The sequence below is a fragment of the Methylobacterium sp. Leaf100 genome (genome assembly GCF_001422845.1).
Classification (GTDB): Bacteria; Pseudomonadota; Alphaproteobacteria; order Rhizobiales; family Beijerinckiaceae; genus Methylobacterium.
Genome location: NZ_LMMW01000010.1, coordinates 41,984 through 64,603 on the forward strand (window position 1 = coordinate 41,984; position 22,620 = coordinate 64,603).

The 22,620-nt window shown below is 67.2% G+C and carries 20 protein-coding genes; 1 reads left to right on the forward strand and 19 read right to left on the reverse strand.

Annotation, left to right across the window (positions count from 1 at the left end; all coding sequences use genetic code 11):
- Nucleotides 1-31: 31 nt before the first annotated feature.
- The 8 genes from ASF25_RS07660 to ASF25_RS07695 all read right to left on the reverse strand — a co-directional run bounded on the left by ASF25_RS07660 (nucleotide 32) and on the right by ASF25_RS07695 (nucleotide 7,009).
- Nucleotides 32-1,984 carry a PrkA family serine protein kinase gene (locus tag ASF25_RS07660; RefSeq protein ID WP_056304249.1) on the reverse strand — a complete coding sequence of 651 codons (1,953 nt, stop codon included), beginning with the start codon at nucleotides 1,982-1,984 and terminating at the stop codon, nucleotides 32-34.
- 202 nt (nucleotides 1,985-2,186) lie between these two features.
- A complete protein-coding gene (locus ASF25_RS07665) occupies nucleotides 2,187-2,630 on the reverse strand; it encodes a hypothetical protein (protein ID WP_056174944.1) in 444 nt (147 codons plus the stop codon).
- A 143-nt stretch (nucleotides 2,631-2,773) separates the two neighbouring features.
- On the reverse strand, nucleotides 2,774-3,298 hold the full coding sequence (locus ASF25_RS07670) for a MerR family transcriptional regulator (protein ID WP_056304250.1): 525 nt from the start codon (nucleotides 3,296-3,298) through the stop codon (nucleotides 2,774-2,776).
- Between the two features lie 8 nt (nucleotides 3,299-3,306).
- Nucleotides 3,307-3,630, reverse strand: a complete 324-nt coding sequence (locus ASF25_RS07675; RefSeq protein WP_056174941.1) for an integration host factor subunit alpha — start codon at nucleotides 3,628-3,630, stop codon at nucleotides 3,307-3,309.
- A 95-nt stretch (nucleotides 3,631-3,725) separates the two neighbouring features.
- Nucleotides 3,726-4,703, reverse strand: coding sequence for a beta-ketoacyl-ACP synthase III (locus ASF25_RS07680; RefSeq protein ID WP_056304251.1), 978 nt, complete (start codon nucleotides 4,701-4,703; stop codon nucleotides 3,726-3,728).
- Nucleotides 4,704-4,731: 28 nt separating this feature from the next.
- Nucleotides 4,732-5,766, reverse strand: a complete 1,035-nt coding sequence (plsX, locus tag ASF25_RS07685) for a phosphate acyltransferase PlsX (protein ID WP_056174222.1) — start codon at nucleotides 5,764-5,766, stop codon at nucleotides 4,732-4,734.
- A 167-nt stretch (nucleotides 5,767-5,933) separates the two neighbouring features.
- Nucleotides 5,934-6,443, reverse strand: coding sequence for a DUF177 domain-containing protein (locus tag ASF25_RS07690; RefSeq protein ID WP_056304252.1), 510 nt, complete (start codon nucleotides 6,441-6,443; stop codon nucleotides 5,934-5,936).
- Complete coding sequence (locus ASF25_RS07695; protein WP_056304253.1) at nucleotides 6,440-7,009, reverse strand: ubiquinol-cytochrome C chaperone family protein; 570 nt, start codon at nucleotides 7,007-7,009, stop codon at nucleotides 6,440-6,442. Before ASF25_RS07695 ends, ASF25_RS07690 begins: the two co-directional genes overlap by 4 nt.
- Before the next feature lie 209 nt (nucleotides 7,010-7,218).
- Between ASF25_RS07695 and ASF25_RS07700 the strand changes: the two genes are divergently transcribed.
- Nucleotides 7,219-7,716: an outer membrane protein assembly factor BamE gene (locus tag ASF25_RS07700; protein ID WP_056174216.1), complete on the forward strand. Its 498-nt coding sequence runs from the start codon at nucleotides 7,219-7,221 to the stop codon at nucleotides 7,714-7,716.
- Nucleotides 7,717-7,828: 112 nt separating this feature from the next.
- Here ASF25_RS07700 and ASF25_RS07705 read toward each other — a convergent pair whose 3' ends face one another.
- The 11 genes from ASF25_RS07705 to ASF25_RS07755 all read right to left on the reverse strand — a co-directional run bounded on the left by ASF25_RS07705 (nucleotide 7,829) and on the right by ASF25_RS07755 (nucleotide 22,612).
- A complete protein-coding gene (locus tag ASF25_RS07705) occupies nucleotides 7,829-8,926 on the reverse strand; it encodes a GGDEF domain-containing protein (protein ID WP_056304254.1) in 1,098 nt (365 codons plus the stop codon).
- 219 nt (nucleotides 8,927-9,145) lie between these two features.
- Nucleotides 9,146-9,364, reverse strand: coding sequence for a hypothetical protein (locus ASF25_RS07710; RefSeq protein WP_056304255.1), 219 nt, complete (start codon nucleotides 9,362-9,364; stop codon nucleotides 9,146-9,148).
- Between the two features lie 106 nt (nucleotides 9,365-9,470).
- Nucleotides 9,471-10,175 (reverse strand): HAD hydrolase-like protein, encoded by a 705-nt coding sequence (locus ASF25_RS07715; RefSeq protein WP_348271325.1) that lies wholly within the window; start codon nucleotides 10,173-10,175, stop codon nucleotides 9,471-9,473.
- Nucleotides 10,115-12,013 (reverse strand): PAS domain S-box protein, encoded by a 1,899-nt coding sequence (locus ASF25_RS07720; protein WP_056304257.1) that lies wholly within the window; start codon nucleotides 12,011-12,013, stop codon nucleotides 10,115-10,117. The genes ASF25_RS07715 and ASF25_RS07720 overlap by 61 nt, the downstream gene beginning before the upstream one ends.
- A 187-nt stretch (nucleotides 12,014-12,200) precedes the next feature.
- Nucleotides 12,201-13,292: an alkene reductase gene (locus tag ASF25_RS07725; protein WP_056304258.1), complete on the reverse strand. Its 1,092-nt coding sequence runs from the start codon at nucleotides 13,290-13,292 to the stop codon at nucleotides 12,201-12,203.
- Nucleotides 13,293-13,529: 237 nt separating this feature from the next.
- A complete protein-coding gene (locus ASF25_RS07730) occupies nucleotides 13,530-15,677 on the reverse strand; it encodes a sodium-translocating pyrophosphatase (RefSeq protein ID WP_056304259.1) in 2,148 nt (715 codons plus the stop codon).
- A gap of 334 nt (nucleotides 15,678-16,011) precedes the next feature.
- Entirely contained in the window at nucleotides 16,012-17,301 is a 1,290-nt protein-coding gene (locus ASF25_RS07735) for an O-antigen ligase family protein (protein ID WP_056304260.1), read from the reverse strand.
- Between the two features lie 109 nt (nucleotides 17,302-17,410).
- A complete protein-coding gene (locus tag ASF25_RS07740) occupies nucleotides 17,411-18,514 on the reverse strand; it encodes an acyltransferase (protein ID WP_056304261.1) in 1,104 nt (367 codons plus the stop codon).
- Between the two features lie 107 nt (nucleotides 18,515-18,621).
- Entirely contained in the window at nucleotides 18,622-19,983 is a 1,362-nt protein-coding gene (gene murD / locus ASF25_RS07745; RefSeq protein ID WP_056304262.1) for a UDP-N-acetylmuramoyl-L-alanine--D-glutamate ligase, read from the reverse strand.
- Nucleotides 19,983-21,068, reverse strand: coding sequence for a phospho-N-acetylmuramoyl-pentapeptide-transferase (gene mraY, locus ASF25_RS07750; RefSeq protein ID WP_056094024.1), 1,086 nt, complete (start codon nucleotides 21,066-21,068; stop codon nucleotides 19,983-19,985). Before mraY ends, murD begins: the two co-directional genes overlap by 1 nt.
- 83 nt (nucleotides 21,069-21,151) lie before the next feature.
- A complete protein-coding gene (locus ASF25_RS07755; protein WP_056304271.1) occupies nucleotides 21,152-22,612 on the reverse strand; it encodes a UDP-N-acetylmuramoylalanyl-D-glutamyl-2,6-diaminopimelate--D-alanyl-D-alanine ligase in 1,461 nt (486 codons plus the stop codon).
- Between the last annotated feature and the right edge of the window lie 8 nt (nucleotides 22,613-22,620).

Genomic DNA, 22,620 nt, shown 5'->3' on the forward strand with positions numbered 1-22,620 from the left:
TGACGGCGGCCGCCTTCGTCGCGGGATCGTCCTATCCGGCCTGCTTCACCCGCATGTACCATTCGACCAGTCGGCGAACCTGCCGCTCGGTGTAGCCGCGCGCCACCATCCGATCGACGAACTCACCGTGTTTCTTCTCGGTGTCGCCATCCTTCTTCGAACCGAAGGAGATGACCGGCAGCAGCTCCTCGACCTGGGAGAACATCCGCCGCTCAATCACTTCCCGCAGTTTTTCGTAAGACGTCCACGACGGGTTGCGACCACCATGCTGCGCCCGGGACCGGAGGGCGAACTTCACCACCTCGTTCCGAAAATCCTTCGGATTGGCGATGCCGGCGGGTTTTTCGATCTTGGTCAGCTCCTGGTTCAGCAATTCGCGGTTGAGGAGCTGGCCCGTCTCGGAATCCTTGAAGTCCTGATCCTCGATCCACGCATCGGCATAGTCGATGTAGCGGTCGAACAAGTTTTGACCGTAATCGTGATACGATTCGAGGTAGGCTTTCTGGATCTCGTGGCCGATGAACTCGGCGTAGCGCGGCGCCAGCTCGGTCTTGATGAATTCGAGGTAGCGCTTCTCGGTCTCGGGCGGGAGTTGCTCGCGGCGCAGGGCCTGCTCCAGCACGTACATGAGGTGCACGGGGTCGGCGGAGACTTCCGTGGTGTCGTGGTTGAAAGTCGCGGCCATCACCTTGAAGGCGAAGCGGGTCGAGATCCCGTCCATGCCCTCGTCGACGCCGGCCGAATCCTTGTACTCCTGCATGGAGCGGGCTCTGGGATCGACCTCGCGCAAGCTCTCGCCGTCGTAGACCCGCATCTTCGAGAAGGCGTTGGAGTTGGCGTGCTCGCGCAGGCGCGAGAGCACCGAGAACCGGGCCAGCATCTCCAGGGTGCCGGGCGCGCAGGCGGCCTGCGACAGCTCGGAACCGGAGACGAGCTTCTCGTAGATCCGCTGTTCCTCCGTTACCCGCAGGCAGTACGGCACTTTGATGACGTAGATGCGGTCGATGAAGGCTTCGTTGTTCTTGTTGCCCTTGAAGGTCTGCCACTCGGATTCGTTCGAGTGGGCCAGAATAATGCCCGTGAACGGGATTGCGCCGATATTCTCGGTGCCGACGTAGTTGCCCTCCTGCGTCGCCGTCAGCAACGGGTGCAGCATCTTGATCGGCGCCTTGAACATCTCGACGAATTCGAGGACGCCCTGGTTGGCGCGGTTGAGGCCGCCGGAATACGAGTAGGCATCGGGATCGGCCTGGCTCAGGGTCTCCAGGCGCCGGATATCGACCTTGCCGACGAGGCTGGAGATGTCCTGGTTGTTCTCGTCGCCTGGTTCGGTCTTGGCGATACCGATCTGGCGCAGGCGCGAGGGCCGAACCTTGATCACCTTGAACTGCGAGATGTCGCCGTTGAACTCGTCCAGGCGCTTCAGCGCCCAGGGGCTCATGAGCCCGGTGAGACGACGGCGCGGGATGCCGTAGCGTTCCTGGATCTCGGCCCCCATCACCTCGGGGTCGAACAGCCCCAGCGGGCTCTCGAACACCGGCGACACCTCATTGTCGGCCTTCAGCACGTAGATGGGGTGAACCTCCATCAGGGCTTTCAGACGCTCGGCGAGGGAGGATTTACCGCCACCCACGGGGCCGAGGAGGTAGAGGATCTGCTTACGCTCCTCCAAGCCCTGTGCGGCGTGCCGGAAGAACGAGACGATCCGCTCAATGGTCTCCTCCATGCCGTAGAACTCGGAGAAGGCCGGGTAGACCCGGATCGTGCGGTTCATGAACACCCGGCCGAGGCGCGGGTCCTTGGCGGTGTCCACGAATTCCGGCTTGCCGATCGCATCGAGGATGCGCTCGGCCGCCGTAGCGTACATCAGCGGTTCGTCGCGGCACGCTTCGAGAAATTCGGAGAGGCTCATCTCCGTATCGCGGCGCGCCTCGTAACCACGGGCGAAGCTCTGGAACAGGTCGTTCGTCGACGGCATAGGCATTCCGATCCCCTCACGACAGCGACAGCTTCATCTTGTCTCGGCTGAGATGCAACTGACAGGCCCAGTTTTGTCGCAGTGCGATCATCGCATGGGGCCAGCCTGTGTCGCGTGTCACGCCGCTCGTTCCAGGGGATCGTCGGGCGCCCGGCAATCCCGAGCCAGACCATGCGCGACGGCGCGGCTCGTGGGCGTTCCGTCCGCCTCAGAGGTCGGTGCCGGCCTTCGTCGCATCCTTGGCGGGCGCATCCTTCTTCGACCCATCGACGGTGATGCGGATGTTCTGGGTCTGCACGTTTCCGTCGGAATCCTTGACGTCCACGGTCACCTCGTCGGTGCCGGTGTAGCCGTCCTTGCTCTGGTAGAAGAGCGCCTGAACGGCCGCTTCCTTGCCGGGGCAGCGGTACTTGGCCGGGGTCTTGATCTTGCCGACCTTGGTGATGAGAGACCCGTTCTTCGGCGCACCACTGACGCGGATCTCCGGCATCGGCCCGGCCGTGCAGTCCTTCTTCAGGTTCGGCACGATGGCGAGACGCACGGACTTGCCGGGCGCGGCCGTCTCGCTGCGGGTCACGGTCGTCTGCGCGAAGGCGGGTGCGGTGAGAAACAGACCGGCGACGAGGGCGGCGGTCGAACGGGCAAGCAGCATCGAGAACACTCCGGCGCGGACCGCGTCCCCGTGCGAGGGCATCGGGCGGGCGAACGCGTCCATGCGATGTGGGGATGCGGAGGCGACGCGTCGAGGGTCCCGATCGGACTTGGCAGTGTCCGTCCCGGGACCGTCGCGGGCCGTCAGGGGTGGGGCCCCGGCTCGTCGGTCGACGCGTCCATGTCGGATAGGCGTTGCAGATCGTTCAGGATCGACCGACAGGCATAGAGGTCGTCGAGGACGGCTTCGAGAACCGGACGGGCATCATCGGGCAATCCGTCGATCCCAGGCGCATCCAGCTCCTCGGGTCCGTAGTTCTCGGGTGGGGACGCCGCAGCGATTTCGGCCTCGCCACGCCCGACGCTCTGGACGAAGCGGAGCCCCTTCTCGCGTAGGATCGCCTGAGCCCCCTTGATGGTGTAGCCCTGCCCGTGGAGCAGGCTGCGGATGCCTTTCAGGAGGTCGATGTCGTCGGGTCGGTAGTAGCGCCGTCCGCCGGCCCGCTTGACCGGGCGGACCTGCGCGAACCGCGTCTCCCAGAAGCGCAGAACGTGCTGAGGAACTTCGAGCTCGTCGGCCGCTTCCTTGATCGTGCGGAAGGCGGTCGCACTCTTCTCCTGAGCGGCCCGGTCCGGCGTGTCGCGGGGGTCGGCGGCGGCCAACGACATCGGAGTCCTCATTCGTCGTCGTCGTGATCACCGGCGCCATTCAGCCCGTTGATGCGGGCTTTGAGCACGTTCGACGGCTTGAACACCATGACCTGACGCGGCTCGATGGCCACCTCGACACCGGTTTTCGGATTGCGGCCGACACGCCGCCCTTTGCTGCGAACCACAAAGGACCCGAACGACGACAGCTTCACCGTCTCGCCACTGGCAAGACACGTGCAGATTTCAGACAGCACCGTCTCGACCAAAGCCGAGGATTCCGTGCGCGAGAGGCCGACCTGCTGATAGACGGCCTCGCTCAAATCGGCGCGTGTGACCGTCTTTCCCGACATGCGCATACCCCCGGCATCGATTCGTGTTTTATTGCTTATCTGTCTGAGAGGGCACGCTAATCGGCGTTGGTGCCGGGGTCAACCGTGCGGGTGATTCACCAGCGGATCAGGGCCGCACCCCAGGTGAAGCCGCCGCCGATGGCCTCGATCATCACGAGGTCGCCATCCTTGATCCGCCCATCCTTGCGGGCGACGTCGAGGGCGAGGGGTATCGAGGCTGCCGAGGTGTTGCCGTGCCGGTCGACGGTGAGCACCACCTTGTCGCGGGCGATACCGAGCTTGTCGGCCGACGCCTCGATGATCCGCCGGTTGGCCTGGTGCGGCACGAACCAGTCGAGGTCCTCGGCCGTTGTGCCGGACGCCCGGAACGCGTCGTCGATGACATCCGTGACGGAACCCACGGCGAAACGGAACACCTCCTTGCCGGTCATGCGGAGGTGCCCGGTGGTGCCCGTCGAGCCGGGGCCGCCATCGACGTAGAGCTTTTCACGATGGCGTCCGTCGGAACGCAGACTGGCGGTGAGTACCCCGCGGTCGGCGCTGGTGCCCTCGCCTTCGCGGGCTTCGAGGACCACGGCGCCGGCACCGTCGCCGAACAGCACGCAGGTGGTGCGGTCTTCCCAATCCAGTAGGCGCGAAAAGGTCTCGGCCCCGACCACGAGGGCACGCCGGGCCGCGCCGGTGACGAGAAACTTGTCGGCCGTGGTGACGGCGTAGACGAAGCCGGCGCACACGGCCTGGAGATCGAAGGCGACGCCGCCCGTCATGCCGAGGCCGGCCTGGATCTGCGTGGCCGTCGACGGGAAGGTGTGGTCCGGCGTCGAGGTGGCGCAGATCACGAGGTCGATGTCGGCCGCCGTGAGACCGGCGTCGTCCAGGGCCGCCTGCGCCGCGCGGGTGCCGAGCAGCGAGGTCGTCTCGGACGCGTCCGACAGGTAGCGCTGGCGGATGCCCGTGCGCTGGACGATCCAGTCATCCGAGGTCTCGACGGTTTTGGCGAGCTCGTCGTTGGTGACGCATCGGGCCGGCAGGGCGGAGCCGCAGCCGACCACGACGGAGCGCAGGCACGTCATCGCTGTGTCCTCGACCACCCGAGAAGCCTCATGCCGAGGCCCCCGCCGGTGTCAGTTCGAGCATGTCGCGGATGGTCCGCATGAGGTCGTGCCGGGCCATGTCGTGGGCGAGGTCGACGGCGGCCGCGAAGCCGTGCGCGTCCTCCGAACCGTGGCTCTTGATCACGATGCCCTCCAGGCCGAGGAACACACCGCCATTGGCCCGGCTCGGGTTCATCTTCTCGCGCAGAGCCTTAAACGCCTGGCGGGCGAAGAAGTATCCGATCTTGGCCGACAGGGTCCGGCTCATGGCCGCACGCAGGTAGGTGCCGATCTGTTTGGCCGTGCCCTCGGCGGTCTTCAGGGCGATGTTGCCGGTGAAGCCCTCCGTCACCACCACGTCGACGGTGCCGCGGCCGAGATCGTTGCCCTCGACGAAGCCGTGATAACTCAGATTCGGCAGGTCGGCCTCGCGCAGGCGGCGGGCCGCTTCCTTCACCGCCTCGTTGCCCTTCATCTCCTCGGTGCCGACATTGAGGAGGCCGACGGTGGGCCGGTCGATATCGAAGACGATGCGGGCCATGGCCGAGCCCATCAGCGCCATCTCCACGAGGTGGTCGGCATCCGTCCCGATGGTGGCGCCGACGTCTAGCACCACGCTCTCGCCGCGCACGGTGGGCCACAGGCAGGCGATGGCCGGGCGTTCGATGCCGGCGAGCGTCTTGAGGCAGATCTTCGACATGGCCATGAGGGCGCCGGTGTTGCCGGCCGAGACGGCGGCATCGGCCTCGCCGTCCTTCACCGCCTGGATCGCCTTCCACATGGAGGATTTTCCACGCCCGGTGCGCACGGCCTGGCTCGGCTTCTCGTCCATCGCAATCGCCAGGGCCGTGTGACGGATCTCGACGGCGCCCTTCAGGCGCGGCTCGGCTTCGACGAGGGGGGCCAGGATCGCCTCGTCGCCGAACATCAGGAACGTCATCTCCGGATGGCGCTCGCGGGCGATGGCGGCGCCCGGTACCACCGTGGTTGGGCCGTGGTCGCCGCCCATGGCGTCGAGCGAGATGCACACTCTCTGAGACATATGAAGTTCGCCGAAGGCCTCGTGAACGAGAAAGCGCGCGCGGACGAGGGCCGGATCGGGGCGGCCTCGGTCACGGCGCGGCGGAAAATAGCGACTCGCGCCCGCCGGGCAAACGAAATCTGCCCCGATGGAGGCAAAGCCGTCGATTGAGCCGCCTAGAGGACTGCTCAGTCCTTGCCGCCCTGCAGGGCCCGCAGGCCCGCGAGGGGCGCTCCGTCGGCGTCGGGCTCGGATTCGGCGAACGTGACACCGGGTTTCCGCGGATACGGATCGAGACCCATGGCCAGGAACTCGGCGGTCAGCAGCCCGAAATCGACGCGTCCGTTGACGATCGGATCGGGCACGTCGATCTCCTCGGCGTCGTGTCCCGTCGGGATCTCGCCATCGGTGAACGCCACATCGACGGTCTCGTGCACGGGCGCTTCGAACTCGTCGAGGCTCACCGTGCAGATCTGGGTCACCACGGCCTCGACGGAACCCGTCACCGAAAGGTTCTCCAGGGTGCCGCCGACGCGGAAGCGTCCGACGAGGTCGCGGATCCCCGGGATACCGAAATCGGCGGCGAGCGCCGCGCATTCCTCCGGCGTCGCCCTCACGATGAAGTCGCCCTGGGCGCGCGCCATGCGGTCGACCCGGATCGAGCGTGAAAGCGGTCCGACCGCCTGATCCCGTGTCATCGCGAAACTCCCGATTGGTTCGCCGGTTGGGCGGCGGATTCGATGGCGGCGAAGCGTGGCCCGACTTCCACGAGGGCGTCGAGGTCGAGGCTCGCGAGCAGCCGGTCGCTCGCCGTCACGTAGCGTGCGAGGTCCGCGGCGTCAGCCGGTGCGGCACCACCGAGGACGTTGCGGGCCAGTGCCCCCGCGAGAGCGTCCCCATCGCCCGCATCGAGGGCCGCATCGTAGCCGGCCGCTCGGCCGTAGAAGGCGGCACCGAGCTTCTTCATGCGCTTGGGCACTCCGAAATCACCGATCCCGCTCTCCCGCAAGGACGAATCGAGCTGGAGGAAGATCGCGTTGATGAGGTCCTGCGCCACGTCCGCTGCGGGCTCGGGCAGCCGGTTGAGCCGCCGCAGCACCAGGATCACGTGCAAGCTCAAGCACTCGAAGCGCCCCTCTACCGTGTCGGGCACGCCAAGGGCGGTGTAGAGGGCCGGAACCCGCGCAGCGGCGTTGATGCGCACGTGAAGGTCACGGATCATGCGTTCGCGGGCGCTGGTTCGCCCGAACAGACGGCCGATCATGCGCCTCGCCTTCCCGTGTGGACAGCGCGCCGCGGACGCTGCGGAAGGGCCGGGTGTGGCCCCGCTTGCCTTGTCAAAACCATAACCCCGGGGTACGGCAACGCATGGTCAAGGTGCAACCGTCTTGCGGCTTCCGCGGGCGATCCGTCGCCGTGTCGGGCTCGAGGCCGCAGACGCGTTCAGTTCTTCAGCAAGATCAAGGGTGGTCGATGTCGCGCCGTTTCGTTCCGTCGCTCGCGCGCCTTGCCGTCCTGGGCCTCATCGGTACCGGGCTCGCCGGCTGCATCGGCGAGGATCTGCGCCACGGCTATCAGATCGATCAGGCCGCCCTGGCGACGGTGAAGCCCGGCATGAGCGCCGAGCAGGTGCTGACGATCCTCGGTACCCCCTCCACGGTGTCCACGGTGGGCAACAAGAGCTGGTACTACATCAGCCAGAACACCCGCCGTACGGTGCTGTTCCTCGGCGAGCAGATCGAGGACCAGAAGGTCACGGCCGTGTATTTCACCCCGGCCTTCAAAGTCGAGCGCGTGGCGCTCTACGGTTTGCAGGACGGCAAGGTGTTCGACTTCATCGAGCGCTCGACCCCGACGAGCGGTGCCGACCGAGCCTTCATCTCGCAACTCTTCCGCGGTCTGACCCGGTACGAGCCCTTCGGCAGCGGGAAGGGTGCCAGCGTCGTCCCGGGCGCACGCGCCGGGCAGTAAGAGCGCCTTCGACCTCGCTGTCACGCTTCCATCGAGGCCGCTTCCGCACCACGGAGGCGGCCTTTTCGCTGGACTGAACGAAGGGGCGGCGGAGCGTTGCGCGAGAATCGGCTCAGGCGGCGGCGCGATCGCGGCCCGAGGCCTTGGCGTCGTACAGCGCCCGGTCGGCCCGTGCGAGGGCCGGGAGGAGGCTGGTTTCTCCGGATGCGACCATCGCGACCCCCATGCTTGCGGTCCAGGCCGGCAGATCGGGGACCGTTCCGAAGCTCCGCCGTAGATCGTCGGCGAACGCCAAGGCGGTACCCCGGGTGGCGTCGGCCAGAACGACGACGAACTCGTCCCCGCCGAGACGCACCACGAGGTCGCGCCCCGATACGCGGCGCATGGCGACGGTCGCCAGGTGCACCAGGACCGCGTCGCCGGCCGCATGCCCGTACCGATCATTGATGGCCTTGAAGTGATCGATATCGATGGCGACCACGGCGGTGTCCGCGGACACGGTCGTGGGGCCATGGGCCGTGAGGCCGGCGCGGTTCAGGGCACCCGTGAGAGCGTCGCGCAGGGCGATCCGGCGCAGGGCGCTCTGAGCGCGCTCACCCGGCATGGCGATGAGCCCCAGATTCAGGATCGCCAGCAGCATCTGGTCCGACAGCATCGGCACGAGCCCCACGACATCGGGAATCGCGCCGTCGGTCGCCAGGATGAGGATCGCTACGACGTACCCCGGAACGTAGCCGAGCAGCGCGAACCCGGCGATGCGTCGTCCTCCGGTCGAGGTCAGTTTCCGGCCGCCGATCAGGATCGTGCCGACGGCGAGCATGTCGAAGACGAGGCCGAGCGTCGCACCGATCTGGGCGGCCACCGGATACCCCAGGAGGGCGGGACCGAGATAGCCGGCGCAGGGCAGGAGGATCACCAGGGCCATCCAGGGCCGGAACGGTTTCACGCCGTCGAACCGGTACACCCCGGTCAGGATGAGAACGTTGCCGAGGCCGAGGAGGCCGCACAGGATCCCCGCGACGACCGGGTGGTATCCGAAGCGCGCATATCCCAGAAGCGTCACCACGTAGAGGGCGAAACTCGCCGCCCAATCCAGCAGATAAGATTGGCCGGTTCTCGCACGCCACAGGGACAGATAGACGACAACGAACGCCGCGCTCGCCAAAATGCTGCAGAGACGAAGGGTCGGCACGTCGGGGATCGAGAGCATCGGATCGACTTGGAGGCGAGCGCAGGTCCGAGATGCTACCGCGAAAGCCTTACGGATTGTGTGGGCGAACGGCAGACCTGTGGCGACCCGCGTCTCGAACACCCCGATGCGGCATATGCATGCCGGAGGAAACCATCGCTCTACGGTGTCGGACTGGGGAGCTTGGACACGATGTCGGCGAAAGGCCGGCTCGGCCCGCGCGTACGCCGTCCGACGGTCTCAGCCCCGTGCGCGCTCGGCGGCCTCGATCCGCATGAGTAGATCGGCGAAAGCATCCGCAACATCGGTCTCCGGCCGGGCTTCGTAGACGGCCCGCAAGCCGCAGGCGAGACTGGCGACGATATTGGGAGATAGTCCCTGCGGGTCCGGCCTGGAGCCGTAGGCGGTCTCTTGAGAAAGGTGGGACATCCCATCCCGGCCACCGCGTTGACTCTGCATCGAACTGGCGTTTCCGCATTCAATATCCGGGAGCGAGTCGTGCGCGCCTGAGACAGCGCGCGCAATCCGCTGCACTCGGTTCGATCTACTTTCGGACGCTGTGTGTCTATGCAGACACGCGCCCAACGACGGCGGGTACGATGGCACTCGGATGAGTCAGCATCAGCGCCGGACCCGTGGCCCGCAAGGCTTCGATACGGGTGTAGCCCCAAGCCACGGCGGCAAAGTCGCATCCGACCGACCGGGCCGCATCGTGGTCACGGATCTCATCGCCGACGTAGAGGGTCGAACCGGGGGTAAAACCTGCGTCGCGGACCAGGGCTCTCAGGCGCTTGGCCTTTCCGAACAGCGACGCACCGCAGGCGTAGCGCCGGAAGCGCCGGGCATCCGGCCCGAGCACTGCCTCGATATTGGCCCGGGTGTTGGAACTGACGATCGCGAGCGGCGTACCCGCCGCAGCGAGGTCGGCCAGCATCGTCCGAATCCCGGGAAACAGCGAGATCTCAGCGATGTCACGGGCCGCCAACGCGTGCATGTGACGGCTGATGAACGGGAGTTTCCACGGGGCGATTCCGAAATGGCGGACGATACCCGCGGCATCGAGGCCGCGCAGGACCTCGGTCTCATGCGGAGCGATCCGCCGGAAGCGATAGCGATCGGCCACATCGTTGATGACACGGGCAAACCACGGGAAACTATCGGCGAGGGTCCCATCGAAGTCGAAGACGACGAGCCGATAGGGGCCGCGGCTCATGTGGTCAGGTTGGCGGCCGGCACGGTAAGGCGCATCACGAGTCCGTCGCTGTTCCACGCGTGCTCGAGGGTGCCGTCGAGTTGCCCCGCGACGCTGCGCTCGGCCAGCACGGTGCCGAACCCGCGGCGCGTCGGTGGCCCGGAGACGGGTGGGCCGTCGGACTCGGCCCAGACGAGTTCATACGTGTCGCCGTCGCGGCGTCCGGTGAGCCGCACGGTGCCGGCTTCCGTGGACAGGCCACCGTACTTCATCGCGTTGGTCGCCTGCTCGTGCATGATCAGGGCGAACGCGGTCGCTGCCCGGTCGCCGACGGCGATATCGTCGCCTTGCAGCACGATGCGCGCGCGGCCGTCCTGGACGTAGGCCGCCATGATGAGGCGCATGAGGCCGAACAGGGTCTGGCCCTTCACCTTCGGCGCGCTCGCAGGCGAGTGCGGGCGCACGTACTCGTGTGCGTTGGCGAGGGCACCGAGGCGCTGGCGGAAGGCCGCGACGAAGGGACGGGCCGCCGGATCGGTCCGGGCCGAGAGGGCTGCGATCCCCTCGACCACGGCGAAGATGTTCTTGATGCGGTGGGAGAGTTCCTTGATCAGCAGATCGCGGGCTTCCTCGGCGCGTTTGCGCTCGCGCAGGTCGCGGGTCACGGTCGCATAGCCGATGAGGGCACCACGCGTGTCGCTCACGGGGAAAACGCTATACAGCACGGGGATTCCCTCCCCCGTCGCGAAATGACGGAAGGTGAGCTCCCCCTCCCACCAACCGTCCCGCCGCACGGCCGGCAAAACGGTTTCCGTCACGGTCGTTTGGCATTCCGGGACGAAGTAGTCGGGCACGGCGGTCCTGAGGACCGCATCGGCATCGGCGAGGCCGACGAGCCGCCGGCCGGCCGCGTTGATATGGAGGACCTGGCCGTCCTCGTCGGCGATGCCAATGAAGTCCTTGGAATGCTCGACGATGGCCGCGAGCTTGCGCGCCTCTTCCTCGGCGCGCTTCAGATCTTCGATATCCGTGCAGGTCCCGAACCAACGCTCGATGCGACCTTCCGCATCGCGCAGGGGCATCGCGCGGCCGAGGGTCCAGCGGTAGACGCCCGATTTGTGTCGGAGGCGGTACTCCACCTCGTAGGGGTCTCCGGTGGCCAAGCTGTGCCGCCAGCGCGTCCAGGCTCGGGCCTGATCGTCGGGATGGAACATGCCGTTCCAGCCTTCGCCATCGGTGGAGCCATAGGGCACGCCGGTGAACTCGTACCAGCGGTCGTTGTAGAAATCGTGGAATCCGTCCGGCTGCGTGGTCCACACCATCTGGGGCATGGCGGCGGTCATGACACGGAACCGACGCTCGCTCGCGGCGAGGTCCGCTTCGCGCACGGCGACCGCCTCCCGGGCCTGTCGCAGTTCGATCAAGGTCGCGACCTGACGCGCCAGGGCCTCGAGGGTCTCGGTCTGAAGCGAGGTCAAGCCGTCCGGCCGGGCGACTTTGTCGAGAACGCACAGGCTTCCCAGCGGAAGACCACCCTTGGAACGGATCACCGCACCGGCATAGAAGCGCAGGCGATGCTCGCCCTGAACAAGGGCATTGTCCGCAGTACGCGGATCGGCCGTCAGGTCGGGGATCACCAGAAGCGGACCATTCTGGATTGCGTGGGCGCAAATCGACAGGGTACGCGGCGTCTCCGTTGGTTCGAAGCCGAGGCGCGCCTTGAACCATTGGCGCGTCTCATCGACGAGGCTGATCAGGACGACGGGAGCGGCGCAGACGATCGCGGCGATGCGAACGAGATCGTCGTAGGCCGGATCCTGGCCGCTATCGAGGATGTTCGTATCACGCAGGGCTTCGAGCCGATCGGCCTCGGTCCAGTCGGTACCCGGGCCATCGCAGGAGGTGATTACGGTCAAAAGGGAGCGTCCTCGTCAGCGTCTTCAGATAGGGCGCCTGAGAGATCCGTCAAAGCTCGTTTCGGAACGATGGCCGCGCTTCCTTCCCCGTCCGTGTCACATCCGGCGCCCGATCGGAGATCTGGCGCCGAAGGTCGCGTCGGGCGGCCATGTCAGCAGGCCGCCCGTATCTCAGAGCCTTCGCGCGTCAGGCGGCCTTCGCACCGGACCGGATCGGGTAATCGACGTAGCCCTCGGGGCCCTGGCTGTACCAGGTCTTCTGCTCGTCCTTGGCGAGGGGAGCGCCTTCGGCGATACGAGCGGGCAGATCCGGGTTGGCGATGAACGGTCGCCCGAACGCGATGGCGTCGGCGTGCCCGGCATCGAGCACGGCCTGCCCCTTGGGGCCGTCGTAATCGGAATTCAGCACAAGCGGGCCGCCGAAGGCCGCCTTGATGGTCGGGGCGACAGGCGGATGATTCGCCTTGCCGAAAGTCCCTTCGGGGCCCGGCTCACGCAGTTCGAGGAAGGCGATGCCGATCTCCGACAGGGCCGCGGCGGCGGCGGCGAACAGGGCGTCGGGGTCGGAATCGTCCACACCCTGGATGGCACCGTTGGGCGACAGGCGTACGCCGGTGCGGTCGGCCCCGATGGCATCGGCAACGGTGCGGGTCACCTCGGTCAGCAGGCGGATACGGTTCTCGATGGAGCCGCCGTAACGGTCGTCCCGGAAGTTGGAGCCGTCGCGCAGGAATTGGTCGATGAGGTAGCCGTTGGCCGCATGGATCTGCACGCCGTCGAAGCCGGCCGCGATGGCGTTGCGAGCAGCGCGGTCGTAATCGGCCAGAAGGCGCGGAATCTCCTCGACGGGCAGCGGACGCGCCTCGGCATAGGGCTTCTTGCCCGAATAGGTGTGGGCGGCATCCGGCGCCGTCGTGGCCGAGGCCGAGATCGGCTTGGCACCGCCGAGGAAGTCGGGGTGGACGATGCGGCCCATGTGCCAGAGCTGGCAGACGATACGGCCGCCGGCCTCGTGCACGGCCTTCACGATCGGCTTCCAGGCTGCGACCTGCTCGTCCGACCAGATGCCCGGAGCATAGGGCCAGCCGAGGCCTTCCTGGCTGATGCCGGTGGCTTCGGTGATGATGAGGCCGGCCGCGGCGCGCTGGGTGTAATACTCGATCATGATCGGCGTCGGCACATGGGCGCGGGTGGCGCGGCCGCGGGTGAGCGGGGCCATGAAGACGCGATTCTTGGCTTCGATCGCGCCGATGCGGATCGGGTCGGACAGGCTCGGCATTGCAGGCTCTCGCGTTGTTTCAAGGACGAACGGAAGCGGACAGCATCCCGGAAGATGTCGAGGCTTCGAGACCCGTAATTGGATTGCGCGCGATACGATGTCAGGGGTGGCGCGACGACGGCCCACTGCGCCGGTGCGGCATCGCACACGCCGGATCGCGACACGGCCCTCGATGGACGAAGGGGCCGGAACCCCGCGGCACCGACCCCCTCTGATGATTCGCGGCCGGTGGGGCCGTCAGTAATGCGCCAGCACAGCCAGGAGCAGGAGGGCGATGATGTTGGTGATCTTGATCGCCGGGTTCACGGCGGGGCCGGCGGTGTCCTTGTAGGGGTCGCCGACGGTGTCGCCGGTGACGGCAGCCTTGTGGGCCTCCGAACCCTTGCCGCCGTGGTGCCCGTCCTCGATGTACTTCTTGGCGTTGTCCCAGGCGCCGCCGCCCGACGTCATCGAGATCGCGACGTAGAGGCCCGTGAGGATCACGCCGAGCAGCGAGGCGCCCACGGTGGCGAAGGCCTGGTTCTTGCCGGCGATGGCCTGGATCGCGAAGAACAGAACGATGGGCGACAGCACCGGCAGGAGCGAGGGCAGGATCATCTCCTTGATCGCCGCCCGGGTGAGCATATCGACGGCTCGCCCGTAATCCGGTCGGTCGGTTCCGAGCATGATGCCGGGCTTCTCCCGGAACTGACGGCGGACCTCCTCCACCACCGCGCCGGCGGCGCGGCCCACCGCCGTCATCGCCATGCCGCTGAACAGGAACGGAATCAGGCCGCCGAGCAGCAGTCCGACGACAACGTAGGGATTGGACAGGGAGAAATCGACGGTGACCCCCTGGAAGAAGCGGTACTGCGTCGGGCTCGCGTTGGCGATGAAGTAGTTCAGGTCCGAGGTGTAGGCGGCGAACAGCACCAGGGCGCCGAGGCCAGCCGAGCCGATGGCGTAGCCCTTGGTCACCGCCTTGGTGGTGTTGCCGACCGCGTCGAGGGCGTCCGTGGATTTGCGGACCTCCGGCGGCAGGCCGGCCATTTCGGCGATGCCGCCGGCATTGTCGGTGACGGGGCCGAAGGCGTCGAGCGCCACGATGAAGCCGGCGAGCGCCAGCATGGCGGTGACCGCGATGGCGATGCCGAACAGACCCGCGAGCGAGTAGGTGCCGATGATGCCCGCCACGATGACGAGGGCCGGCAGGGCGGTGGATTCGAGCGAGACCGCCAGGCCCTGGATCACGTTGGTGCCGTGGCCCGTCACCGAGGCGTCGGCGATGGATTTGACCGGCCGGAAGTTGGTGCCGGTGTAGTACTCGGTGATCACCACGATGAGCGCCGTGATGACGAGGCCGATCACGGCGCAGCCGAGCAGGCCGCCCGAGGTAAAGCTCACCCCCGCATTGGTGGTGAAGGTGGTGGAGAAGCTGCCGAACAGGGCGAAGTTGACGAGGGCGATGGCGCCGATGGAGAGGGCGCCGGCGGTGATCAGGCCCTTGTAGAGGGCGCCCATGATCGACTGGTTGGCGCCGAGCCGGACCGCGTAGGTGCCCGCGATGGAGGTGAGGATGCAGGCCGAGCCGATGGCCAGGGGATAGAGCAGCATCGCCTCCAGCACGTTGCGGCCGGCAACGTCGGTCTGCCCGGCGAAGAAGATTGCCGCCAGCACCATGGTGGCGACGATCGTCACCGCGTAGGTCTCGAACAGGTCGGCGGCCATGCCGGCGCAGTCGCCGACATTGTCGCCGACGTTGTCGGCGATGGTGGCGGGGTTGCGCGGGTCGTCCTCGGGGATCCCGGCCTCGACCTTGCCGACGAGGTCGCCGCCGACATCGGCGCCCTTGGTGAAGATGCCGCCGCCGAGGCGCGCGAAGATCGAAATGAGCGAGGCGCCGAAGCCGAGGGCCACCAGGGCGTCGATAACCTCGCGGCTGGCAGGCGCCAGCCCGGCGATGCGGGTGAGGTAGCCGTAGTACAGGGCGACACCGAGGAGCGCGAGGCCTGCCACGAACATCCCGGTGACGGCGCCCGACTTGAACGCCACGTCGAGGCCCGCCCCGAGCGAGGTCGAGGCGGCCTGGGCCGTGCGGACGTTGGCGCGCACGGACACGTTCATGCCGATGAAGCCGGCGGCGCCCGAGAGCACCGCGCCGATGAGGAACCCGATCGCGACCTTGAGGCCGAGGAAGAAGGCCAGGGCGACGAACAGCACGAGACCGACGGCGGCGATGGTGGCGTATTGTCGGCGCAGGTAGGCCTGGGCGCCCTCCGCGATAGCACCGGCGATCTCCTGCATGCGCTGGGTGCCGGCGTCGCGGCGCAGGACGTCGTTGATCGTGACGATGCCGTAGGCGACGGCGCAGAGCCCGCCTAGGATGATCAGCAGCAATGCGGTCATTCGTACCGTCCTTGGGTGATCGCGAGATGATCCCTCAGCCGTCGGGCGCGGTTTATGGGCTTGGCTTGCCGCGTGGTCCTGGTTCTTCGTCCTGGCGTGCCTCGTGGTTGGCGCGCATGGGACGTGACGCCCGATGGTGTGATCGCATTCCTCCCCGGAATTGCTCCCCTTGAGTGCCAAACTTCGCCGTGAAGCGCAAACGTCCGATCACGTTTTAAGCTACGGATATTTGTGCACCGCACCATCGTGCGAAGATTTCACACAGGATTACCTGCATTCGGCAGGTTTCAAGTCTCGCCGCTGGTCCGGTCGGGCTGTGTTCGGGGCATGAAACTTATAAAACTCTAGGAAGCTGCGCGTCGGCGCCGTGGCGGCCGGCACGCCAGGCCAGGCGGGCGGCTTCGAGGCCCCACACCATCCCGAGCATCATGTAGACGTGGCGCCACTTCTCGATGTCGATCTGGAACGCCTGCAGGAAGAACATCAGGAGCGCCGGAAACACGACCTGGCTCAGCCCCTGATACGGCGAGGGCTGGAGGCAGAGGCGAAACCCGACGAACGTCGTCGTCAACACGATGCCCAGGAAGGCGAAGCCCCCGATCCAGCCTCCGTTGGCGAACCCGCCGATATAGGTGTTGTGCGGGTCGAGATCGAAGACCAGCCGCCACCGCAGGGGACCGAAGCCGAGGGGACGATCGATGAGCATCGGGATGCCCCGGCGCTGATTGCCGAACCGCCCGGTCTCGCCTTCGTCGTAGCTCTTCGTGACCTGGGCTCGATCGGTGAAGCGTTCGGCGATGCTGTCGACGGAGAGGAGGCCCCCGATCAGCAGGGCACCGACGACCATCGCCAGGGCCGACAGGCGTGCGATGCGCCGACGGACGATCCGGGACGGGGTAGTCGCCCAGGTCATCCCGATGGTCAGCGCGATGCCGATGACACAAGCGCCCCAGGATCCGCGCGAGAACGAGAGGAAGACACAGGCGAGAATGACCAGCAGGGCCGCCACGGACAGGAAGACCCGTCGCGTTTCTCCGACCAGCAATCCTCGGATGAGATACAGAGCCGACAGGATGAGGAACGACCCCAGCAGGTTGGGATCCTGGAAGACCCCGGAGGCCCGACCGTCCATCTTGTACAGGATGGCTTCGCCGATAATGTCGAAATAGCTGAGGATGCCGCAGATCGCGGCGAACAGGCAGCCGGCCAGATACGCTTTGAGCCCGAACGTCACGCGCTTGGCGGTGTCGTCCGAGAAGAACATCACGAAGAAGATGCCCGTGATCCCGAGATAGACGGTCTGATAGGTCCACTCGACCGGAAGGGCTTCATCGAAATAGGGGATCAGCGAGACGAGGATCGCGGCGAGATAGATCAGAAGCAGCGCAACAATAATGATCGTTGCGCGATAGAGCCTGATGTCCAGCAGGAACCAGAGCAGAATGGTCGGTGGCGCAAGGAAATCATAGGGCGACGGCTTCATGAACGTGAAGCACGTGAAGAAGATGAACAGCGCGAAGAGGAGGTAACCGAATGACTCGAGGGGAGCCGATATGGCGCGGCGTGCTGGCGTCGCCGCGCCGCCATCGAACGTGCTCCCTGCCCAGCCCGCTGCCATCGTCATCGTCCAATCCGCCGCGAGGCTTGCGGCTGCCCCTGAGTATGGAGCAGGCGTGTCAGCGAAGCCTTAAGGACGCGCCCATCCGGGCTTCCCGCGATAACCGTCCCGTGCCTCAGGCGGTGAGCGGCGTCGGCGCCCGTCGGCGGACGAGGAGCCCTTGAACGAAGCCGGTCACCGGCCTTTCGATCCAGCGATGGATCATCACCGCGACGACGCAGGACGCCACGAGCGTGACGGCGACGATGGGCCAAAGGGTCGATGGCTCTTCCAGGCCGACCGCTTGCGCCGCCTTGCGGGTTCCGACGATCACGAAGGGGTGGCTGAGGTACAGCACGTAGGAAGCATCGCCGAGGAGAAGGCCGAGCCGCGCGAGTGGCGACGGACCGGCTTGGCGACCGAGCACGGCGGCGGCGACGATGAGGGCGGCGGGGAGACCCCAGCCGATCACCCGCGCGATATCGTTCGGTGTCGTCCATCCCATGGCCTGATGGGCCGAGTCGAGGGGGTCGACGAAAAGGATCGTGAAGCCGCCGGCGAGGAGGACGCTCCGGGCGAGGCCCGAAAGCAAGACGCCGTTGCGAAGCAGGAGGGCGAGGCCCATTCCGAACCCGAACTCGAGGATGATCGAGCGCGTCCAGAAGAACGGCGCCGCCGCGCTCGGCTGCATCACCAGCCCCACGACAACGAGGGCGCCGAGAGTGGCTGCGGCCGCCATCACCGCCCGCTCGCGCCGCAGACCGATGAACACGGCGAACAGCAGGTAGAAGAACATCTCGTAATTGAGGGTCCATCCGAGTTCCAGGACCGGCAGCGGAACGGACTGTCCGGGCGCGAAGGCCGGCCAGAAGCCGAACGACGCCAGGATGGTCGCGGGACCGGCGGCCTCCTTGGTGGTGCCGGCAAGCCCGATGCTCACGATCGCCACGTAGAGGGCGGTGAAGATCCAGTAGAGCGGGACGATCCTGGCCACACGCCGGCCGAGGAACTCGCTCGCGGCCCCCTGCCGTCCGAACAGCTTCTCGGAGGCGTAGACCATGATGAAACCGGAGATGACGAAGAAGATGTCGACGCCCGCGCCCCAGGGGAGCAGGTGCACGCGCTCGAAGGATCCGCCGAGCTTCCCGCTCTGCACGAAGGCGTGGTGCTGGGCGTGTCCGAAGACGACCATGAGGGCGGCGAGACCCCGTAGAACCTGCACGGAGACGATCTGCTTCATCGTGGCGCGGTCTCGAACGCGGCAGCATGCCGACTGGAGACGGACCATGCGACCGGGGCGGTTAAGCCCCGATGAAACCGATCGCCGAGGCGTCGAACGCCGTCAGTCTACTGAGTGAGGCAGCGCACGAGATCCCGGAACCGGTCGCCCCGATCCTCGAAGCTCCTGAACTGGTCGTAGGAAGCACAGGCCGGGGAAAGCAGCACCACGGGTTCGGCCGCCCCGGACGCCGCTGCCGCGTCCGCAGCCTTCTCGGTGGCGACGTCGAGGGTGCCGCAGCGGGTGTAGGGCACCCGCCCCTCCAGGGTGGCGGCGAAGGCGTCGCTCGCCGCGCCGATGAGGTAGGCGTGGGCGACCCGGCCGAACAGCGGCACGAGCGGTTCGATGCCCCCCGCCTTGGCCTTGCCGCCGAGGATCCAGTGAATGTCGTGAAAGGCGGTGAGCGCCTTTTCCGTCGAGTCGGCGTTGGTCGCCTTGGAATCGTTGACGAACAGCACCCGACCGCGGCGGCCGACCTCCTCCATGCGGTGGGGCAGGCCCGGGAAGGTCTTCAAACCAGCCAGGATGGCCTCGGCGTTGAGGCCGAGGGCTTGGACCACGGCGATGGCCACGGCGGCGTTCTGCCAATTGTGGGCGCCGCGCAGGGTGCCGATCCCGTCGAGATCGGCGAGGACCGTGCCGTCCGCCCCGAACACGCATCCGTCGCGGGCTGCGAGGCTTCCTTCCGGCATCCCCTCCCCCACGTGCACCCGCACGATAGCGCCCGTGACCCCATCGGCGATGGCCCGGCTCGGGGCGTCGTCGATGCCGACGACGGCGAGGGCCGAGCCGGCGATCAGGCGTGCCTTGATGGCGGCGTAGAGCTCCAGGGTCCCGTGGCGGTCGAGGTGGTCGGGGGTGACGTTGAGGAGCACGCCGATGCCGGGATTCAGCGACGGCGTCAGGTCGATCTGGAACGAGGACAGCTCGATGACGTGAATGCGGTCCGGAGCGGGCGGCGCAAGAGACAGGATGGCGGTGCCGATGTTGCCGCCCATCTGCACGTCCCGGCCGGCTCGGCCGAGGATGTGCGCGATGAGAGCCGTGGTCGTCGATTTGCCGTTCGTGCCCGTGATGGCCACGAAGGGGGCGGCGGGTGCGATCCGGGCCCGCTCGCGGCAGAACAGCTCGATGTCGCCGATGATCTCGATGCCGGCGGCCTGCGCCTTGTCCACGGTCCAGTGCGGGACCGGATGGGTCAGGGGTACGCCGGGAGCGAGAATGAGGGCCGCGAACTCCGTCCAGTCGGCCGCGTGCAGGTCCGAGACGGTGAACCCTTGTTCGCGAGCCCGCGCCGCACTTTCCGGGCTGTCGTCCCAGGCCAGCACATCGGCCCCGCCGGACCGCAGGGCCCGCAGGGTGGCGAGGCCGGAGCCACCGAGGCCGAACAGGGCGACCTTGCGGCCGGCGAAGCAGGAGGCGGGCGTCATCAGCGCAGCTTCAGGGTGGCGAGACCGGCGAGTGCCAGGATCACGGCGATGATCCAGAACCGGATCACGACCTGCGGCTCCTTCCAGCCCTTCTGCTCGAAATGGTGATGGATCGGAGCCATGCGGAAGACCCGCTTACCGGTGAGCTTGAACGACGCGACCTGGATGATCACCGACATCATCTCGAGGACGAACAGGCCGCCCACGATGGCGAGGACGATCTCGTGCTTGGTGGCCACCGCCACGGTGCCGAGCAGACCGCCGAGCGCCAGCGAGCCGGTATCGCCCATGAAGATCTGGGCCGGCGGCGCGTTGAACCACAGGAAGCCGAGGCCCGCCCCGATCACCGCACCGCAGACCACTGCGAGTTCGCCGGTGTCGCGGACGTAGTTCACCTGGAGGTATCCGGCGGTGAAGACGTTGCCGACGAGGTAGGCGATGACCCCGAAGGTGCCGCAGGCGATCATCACCGGCACGATGGCGAGGCCGTCGAGGCCATCGGTCATGTTCACGGCATTGCCCGCGCCCACGATGACGAAGGCGGCGAACAGCACGTAGAACCAGCCGAGGTTCAGCAGCGCGTCCTTGAACACCGGAAACGCGAGGTGGTTCTGCAGGGCGGCCGGCGAGTACACCGCGATGACCGTGCAGGCGGCGAGCGCGATGGCCGCTTCCAGCAGCAGGCGGAAGCGGCCCGAGAAACCTTTGTGCGACTGCTTCGTCACCTTGAGGTAATCGTCGTAGAAGCCGATGGCGCCGAACCCCAGGGTCACGGCCAGCACCACCCAGACGTAGTGGTTGCGCGGGTTGGCCCAGAGCAGGATCGCCACGATGGCGCCGGCCAGGATCATCAAACCGCCCATGGTGGGCGTGCCGCGCTTCGTCAGCAGGTGCGATTGCGGTCCATCCTCGCGGATGGGCTGGCCCTTGCCCTGGCGCAGGCGCAGGAGCGAGATGATGAGCGGCCCGAACCAGAACACGAACAGGCCCGCCGTGAACAGCGCGCCGCCGGTGCGGAAGGTGATGTAGCGGAAGACGTTGAGCGGCGACAGGGTGCCGCTCAAGTCCGACAGAAGATACAGCATCCAGCACCTGGCCGCGGTTTTCGAGGATCAATTCCGGACAGGCGGGGCCGCGGACCCCGCCCTCCCGGCCGTGAGCGGGCGTCTCAGCGAGCGATCGTCTGAGCCGTCGCAGCTTGTCCGGGGTTCGCGTACCGGGCTTTGAGAGCTTCGACAATCCGGCCCATGCGGATGCTGTTGGATCCCTTCACCATCACGGCGTCTCCGGTCCGCAGGATGCCGAGCACGGAATCGATGAGTTCGCCCGAGGTCGCCGCGCAGGTGCCGCGTCGGCTCAAGGGAAGCGCCTCGAACAGGTGACGCATGAGCGGGCCGGCGGTGAAGACGAGGTCGACGTTCGCTTTCTCGACGGCGTCGGCGAGGTCGCGGTGATGGTCCGCACCGGCGGGCCCGAGTTCCAGCATGTCGCCCAGAACGGCGATGCGGCGTCCGCGCGGGCCGGTCTCGATGGCCGAAAGGGTGGCCAGAGCCGCCCGGATGGAGGCCGGATTGGCGTTGTAGCTCTCATCGACAAGGAAGGCCTCGCCTTCCCCGATCCGTAGGGCCGTGCGTTCGCCGCGTCCCACGGGCGGCCGGAGTGCCGCCAGCGACAGGGCGGCCATGGCGAGGTCGGCCCCGAGCGCGTGGACCACCGCCATGACGCCCAGCGAATTCATCGCCGTGTGCCGGCCCGGCGTCCCGAGCTGGTAGGTCACCGGAATGCCCATCACCACCGCGTCGACCACGGAGAGGTCGGGCCGCAGGAGGATACGGAGCGCCCGGACATCGGCCTCGGGGTGCTCGCCGAAGCTGACGACCCGGCCGGCATCGGACGCCTGCGCGTGCGCCAGCAATCGCGAAAAGCTCGGGTTGTCGCGGTTGAGGATCGCGGTGCCGCCGGCGCGCAGCCCGGAAAAGATCTCGCCCTTGGCGTCGGCGATGGCCGACAGCGAGGCGAAGTGCTCGATGTGCACGGGCTCGACGGTGGTCACCAGGGCGATGTCCGGCCGGACCATGGCGGCGAGCGGCACGATCTCCCGGGGGTGGTTCATGCCGATCTCGAACACGCCGTAATCGGCGTCGACCGGCATGCGTGTGAGCGTCAGGGGCACGCCCCAGTGGTTGTTGTAGGACGCAATGGAGGCATGGGTGCGCCCCTGCGCCGACAGCACGTGGCGCAGGGCCTCCTTGGTGCCGGTCTTGCCCACCGACCCCGTCACCGCGACGATACCGGCTTTGGTACGGGCGCGGGCGGCGAGGCCGAGCGCCCGCATGGCGTCGAGGACGGGATCGTCGCTCGCGCCCGAGACGGCCAGCACCGCACCGGCTCCGCCGAATTCCGCCGCGCGATCGGCCGCGACCACGGCGGCGGCGGCCCCGCGCGACAGGGCATCGCGCACGAAGTCGTGGCCGTCGCGGGCCTCCCCACGAATGGCGAAGAACAGGTCGCCCGGCTGCAGGCTGCGCGTGTCGATGGAGGCGCCCGTGATGGGCTTCGGGTCACCGTGCAGGGTCCCGCCGGTGGCGGCCTCGAGGGCTTGCCCCGTCCAGAGGGGCACGTCGGACAGGGAGGAAT

Bases quoted from the DNA above. Each gene is read 5' to 3' on its own strand.
- ASF25_RS07660 (WP_056304249.1), bottom strand. From the start codon at position 1,984: ATGCCTATGCCGTCGACGAACGACCTGTTCCAGAGCTTCGCCCGTGGT.
- mraY (WP_056094024.1), bottom strand. From the start codon at position 21,068: ATGCTGTATCTTCTGTCGGACTTGAGCGGCACCCTGTCGCCGCTCAAC.
- ASF25_RS07705 (WP_056304254.1), bottom strand. From the start codon at position 8,926: ATGCTCTCGATCCCCGACGTGCCGACCCTTCGTCTCTGCAGCATTTTG.
- ASF25_RS07730 (WP_056304259.1), bottom strand. From the start codon at position 15,677: ATGACCGCATTGCTGCTGATCATCCTAGGCGGGCTCTGCGCCGTCGCC.
- ASF25_RS07695 (WP_056304253.1), bottom strand. From the start codon at position 7,009: ATGATCGGCCGTCTGTTCGGGCGAACCAGCGCCCGCGAACGCATGATC.
- ASF25_RS07700 (WP_056174216.1), top strand. From the start codon at position 7,219: ATGTCGCGCCGTTTCGTTCCGTCGCTCGCGCGCCTTGCCGTCCTGGGC.
- ASF25_RS07710 (WP_056304255.1), bottom strand. From the start codon at position 9,364: ATGCAGAGTCAACGCGGTGGCCGGGATGGGATGTCCCACCTTTCTCAA.
- ASF25_RS07690 (WP_056304252.1), bottom strand. From the start codon at position 6,443: ATGACACGGGATCAGGCGGTCGGACCGCTTTCACGCTCGATCCGGGTC.
- ASF25_RS07665 (WP_056174944.1), bottom strand. From the start codon at position 2,630: ATGCTGCTTGCCCGTTCGACCGCCGCCCTCGTCGCCGGTCTGTTTCTC.
- ASF25_RS07735 (WP_056304260.1), bottom strand. From the start codon at position 17,301: ATGACGATGGCAGCGGGCTGGGCAGGGAGCACGTTCGATGGCGGCGCG.
- plsX (WP_056174222.1), bottom strand. From the start codon at position 5,766: ATGTCTCAGAGAGTGTGCATCTCGCTCGACGCCATGGGCGGCGACCAC.
- ASF25_RS07680 (WP_056304251.1), bottom strand. From the start codon at position 4,703: ATGACGTGCCTGCGCTCCGTCGTGGTCGGCTGCGGCTCCGCCCTGCCG.
- ASF25_RS07670 (WP_056304250.1), bottom strand. From the start codon at position 3,298: ATGTCGTTGGCCGCCGCCGACCCCCGCGACACGCCGGACCGGGCCGCT.
- murD (WP_056304262.1), bottom strand. From the start codon at position 19,983: ATGACGCCCGCCTCCTGCTTCGCCGGCCGCAAGGTCGCCCTGTTCGGC.
- ASF25_RS07740 (WP_056304261.1), bottom strand. From the start codon at position 18,514: ATGAAGCAGATCGTCTCCGTGCAGGTTCTACGGGGTCTCGCCGCCCTC.
- ASF25_RS07725 (WP_056304258.1), bottom strand. From the start codon at position 13,292: ATGCCGAGCCTGTCCGACCCGATCCGCATCGGCGCGATCGAAGCCAAG.
- ASF25_RS07675 (WP_056174941.1), bottom strand. From the start codon at position 3,630: ATGTCGGGAAAGACGGTCACACGCGCCGATTTGAGCGAGGCCGTCTAT.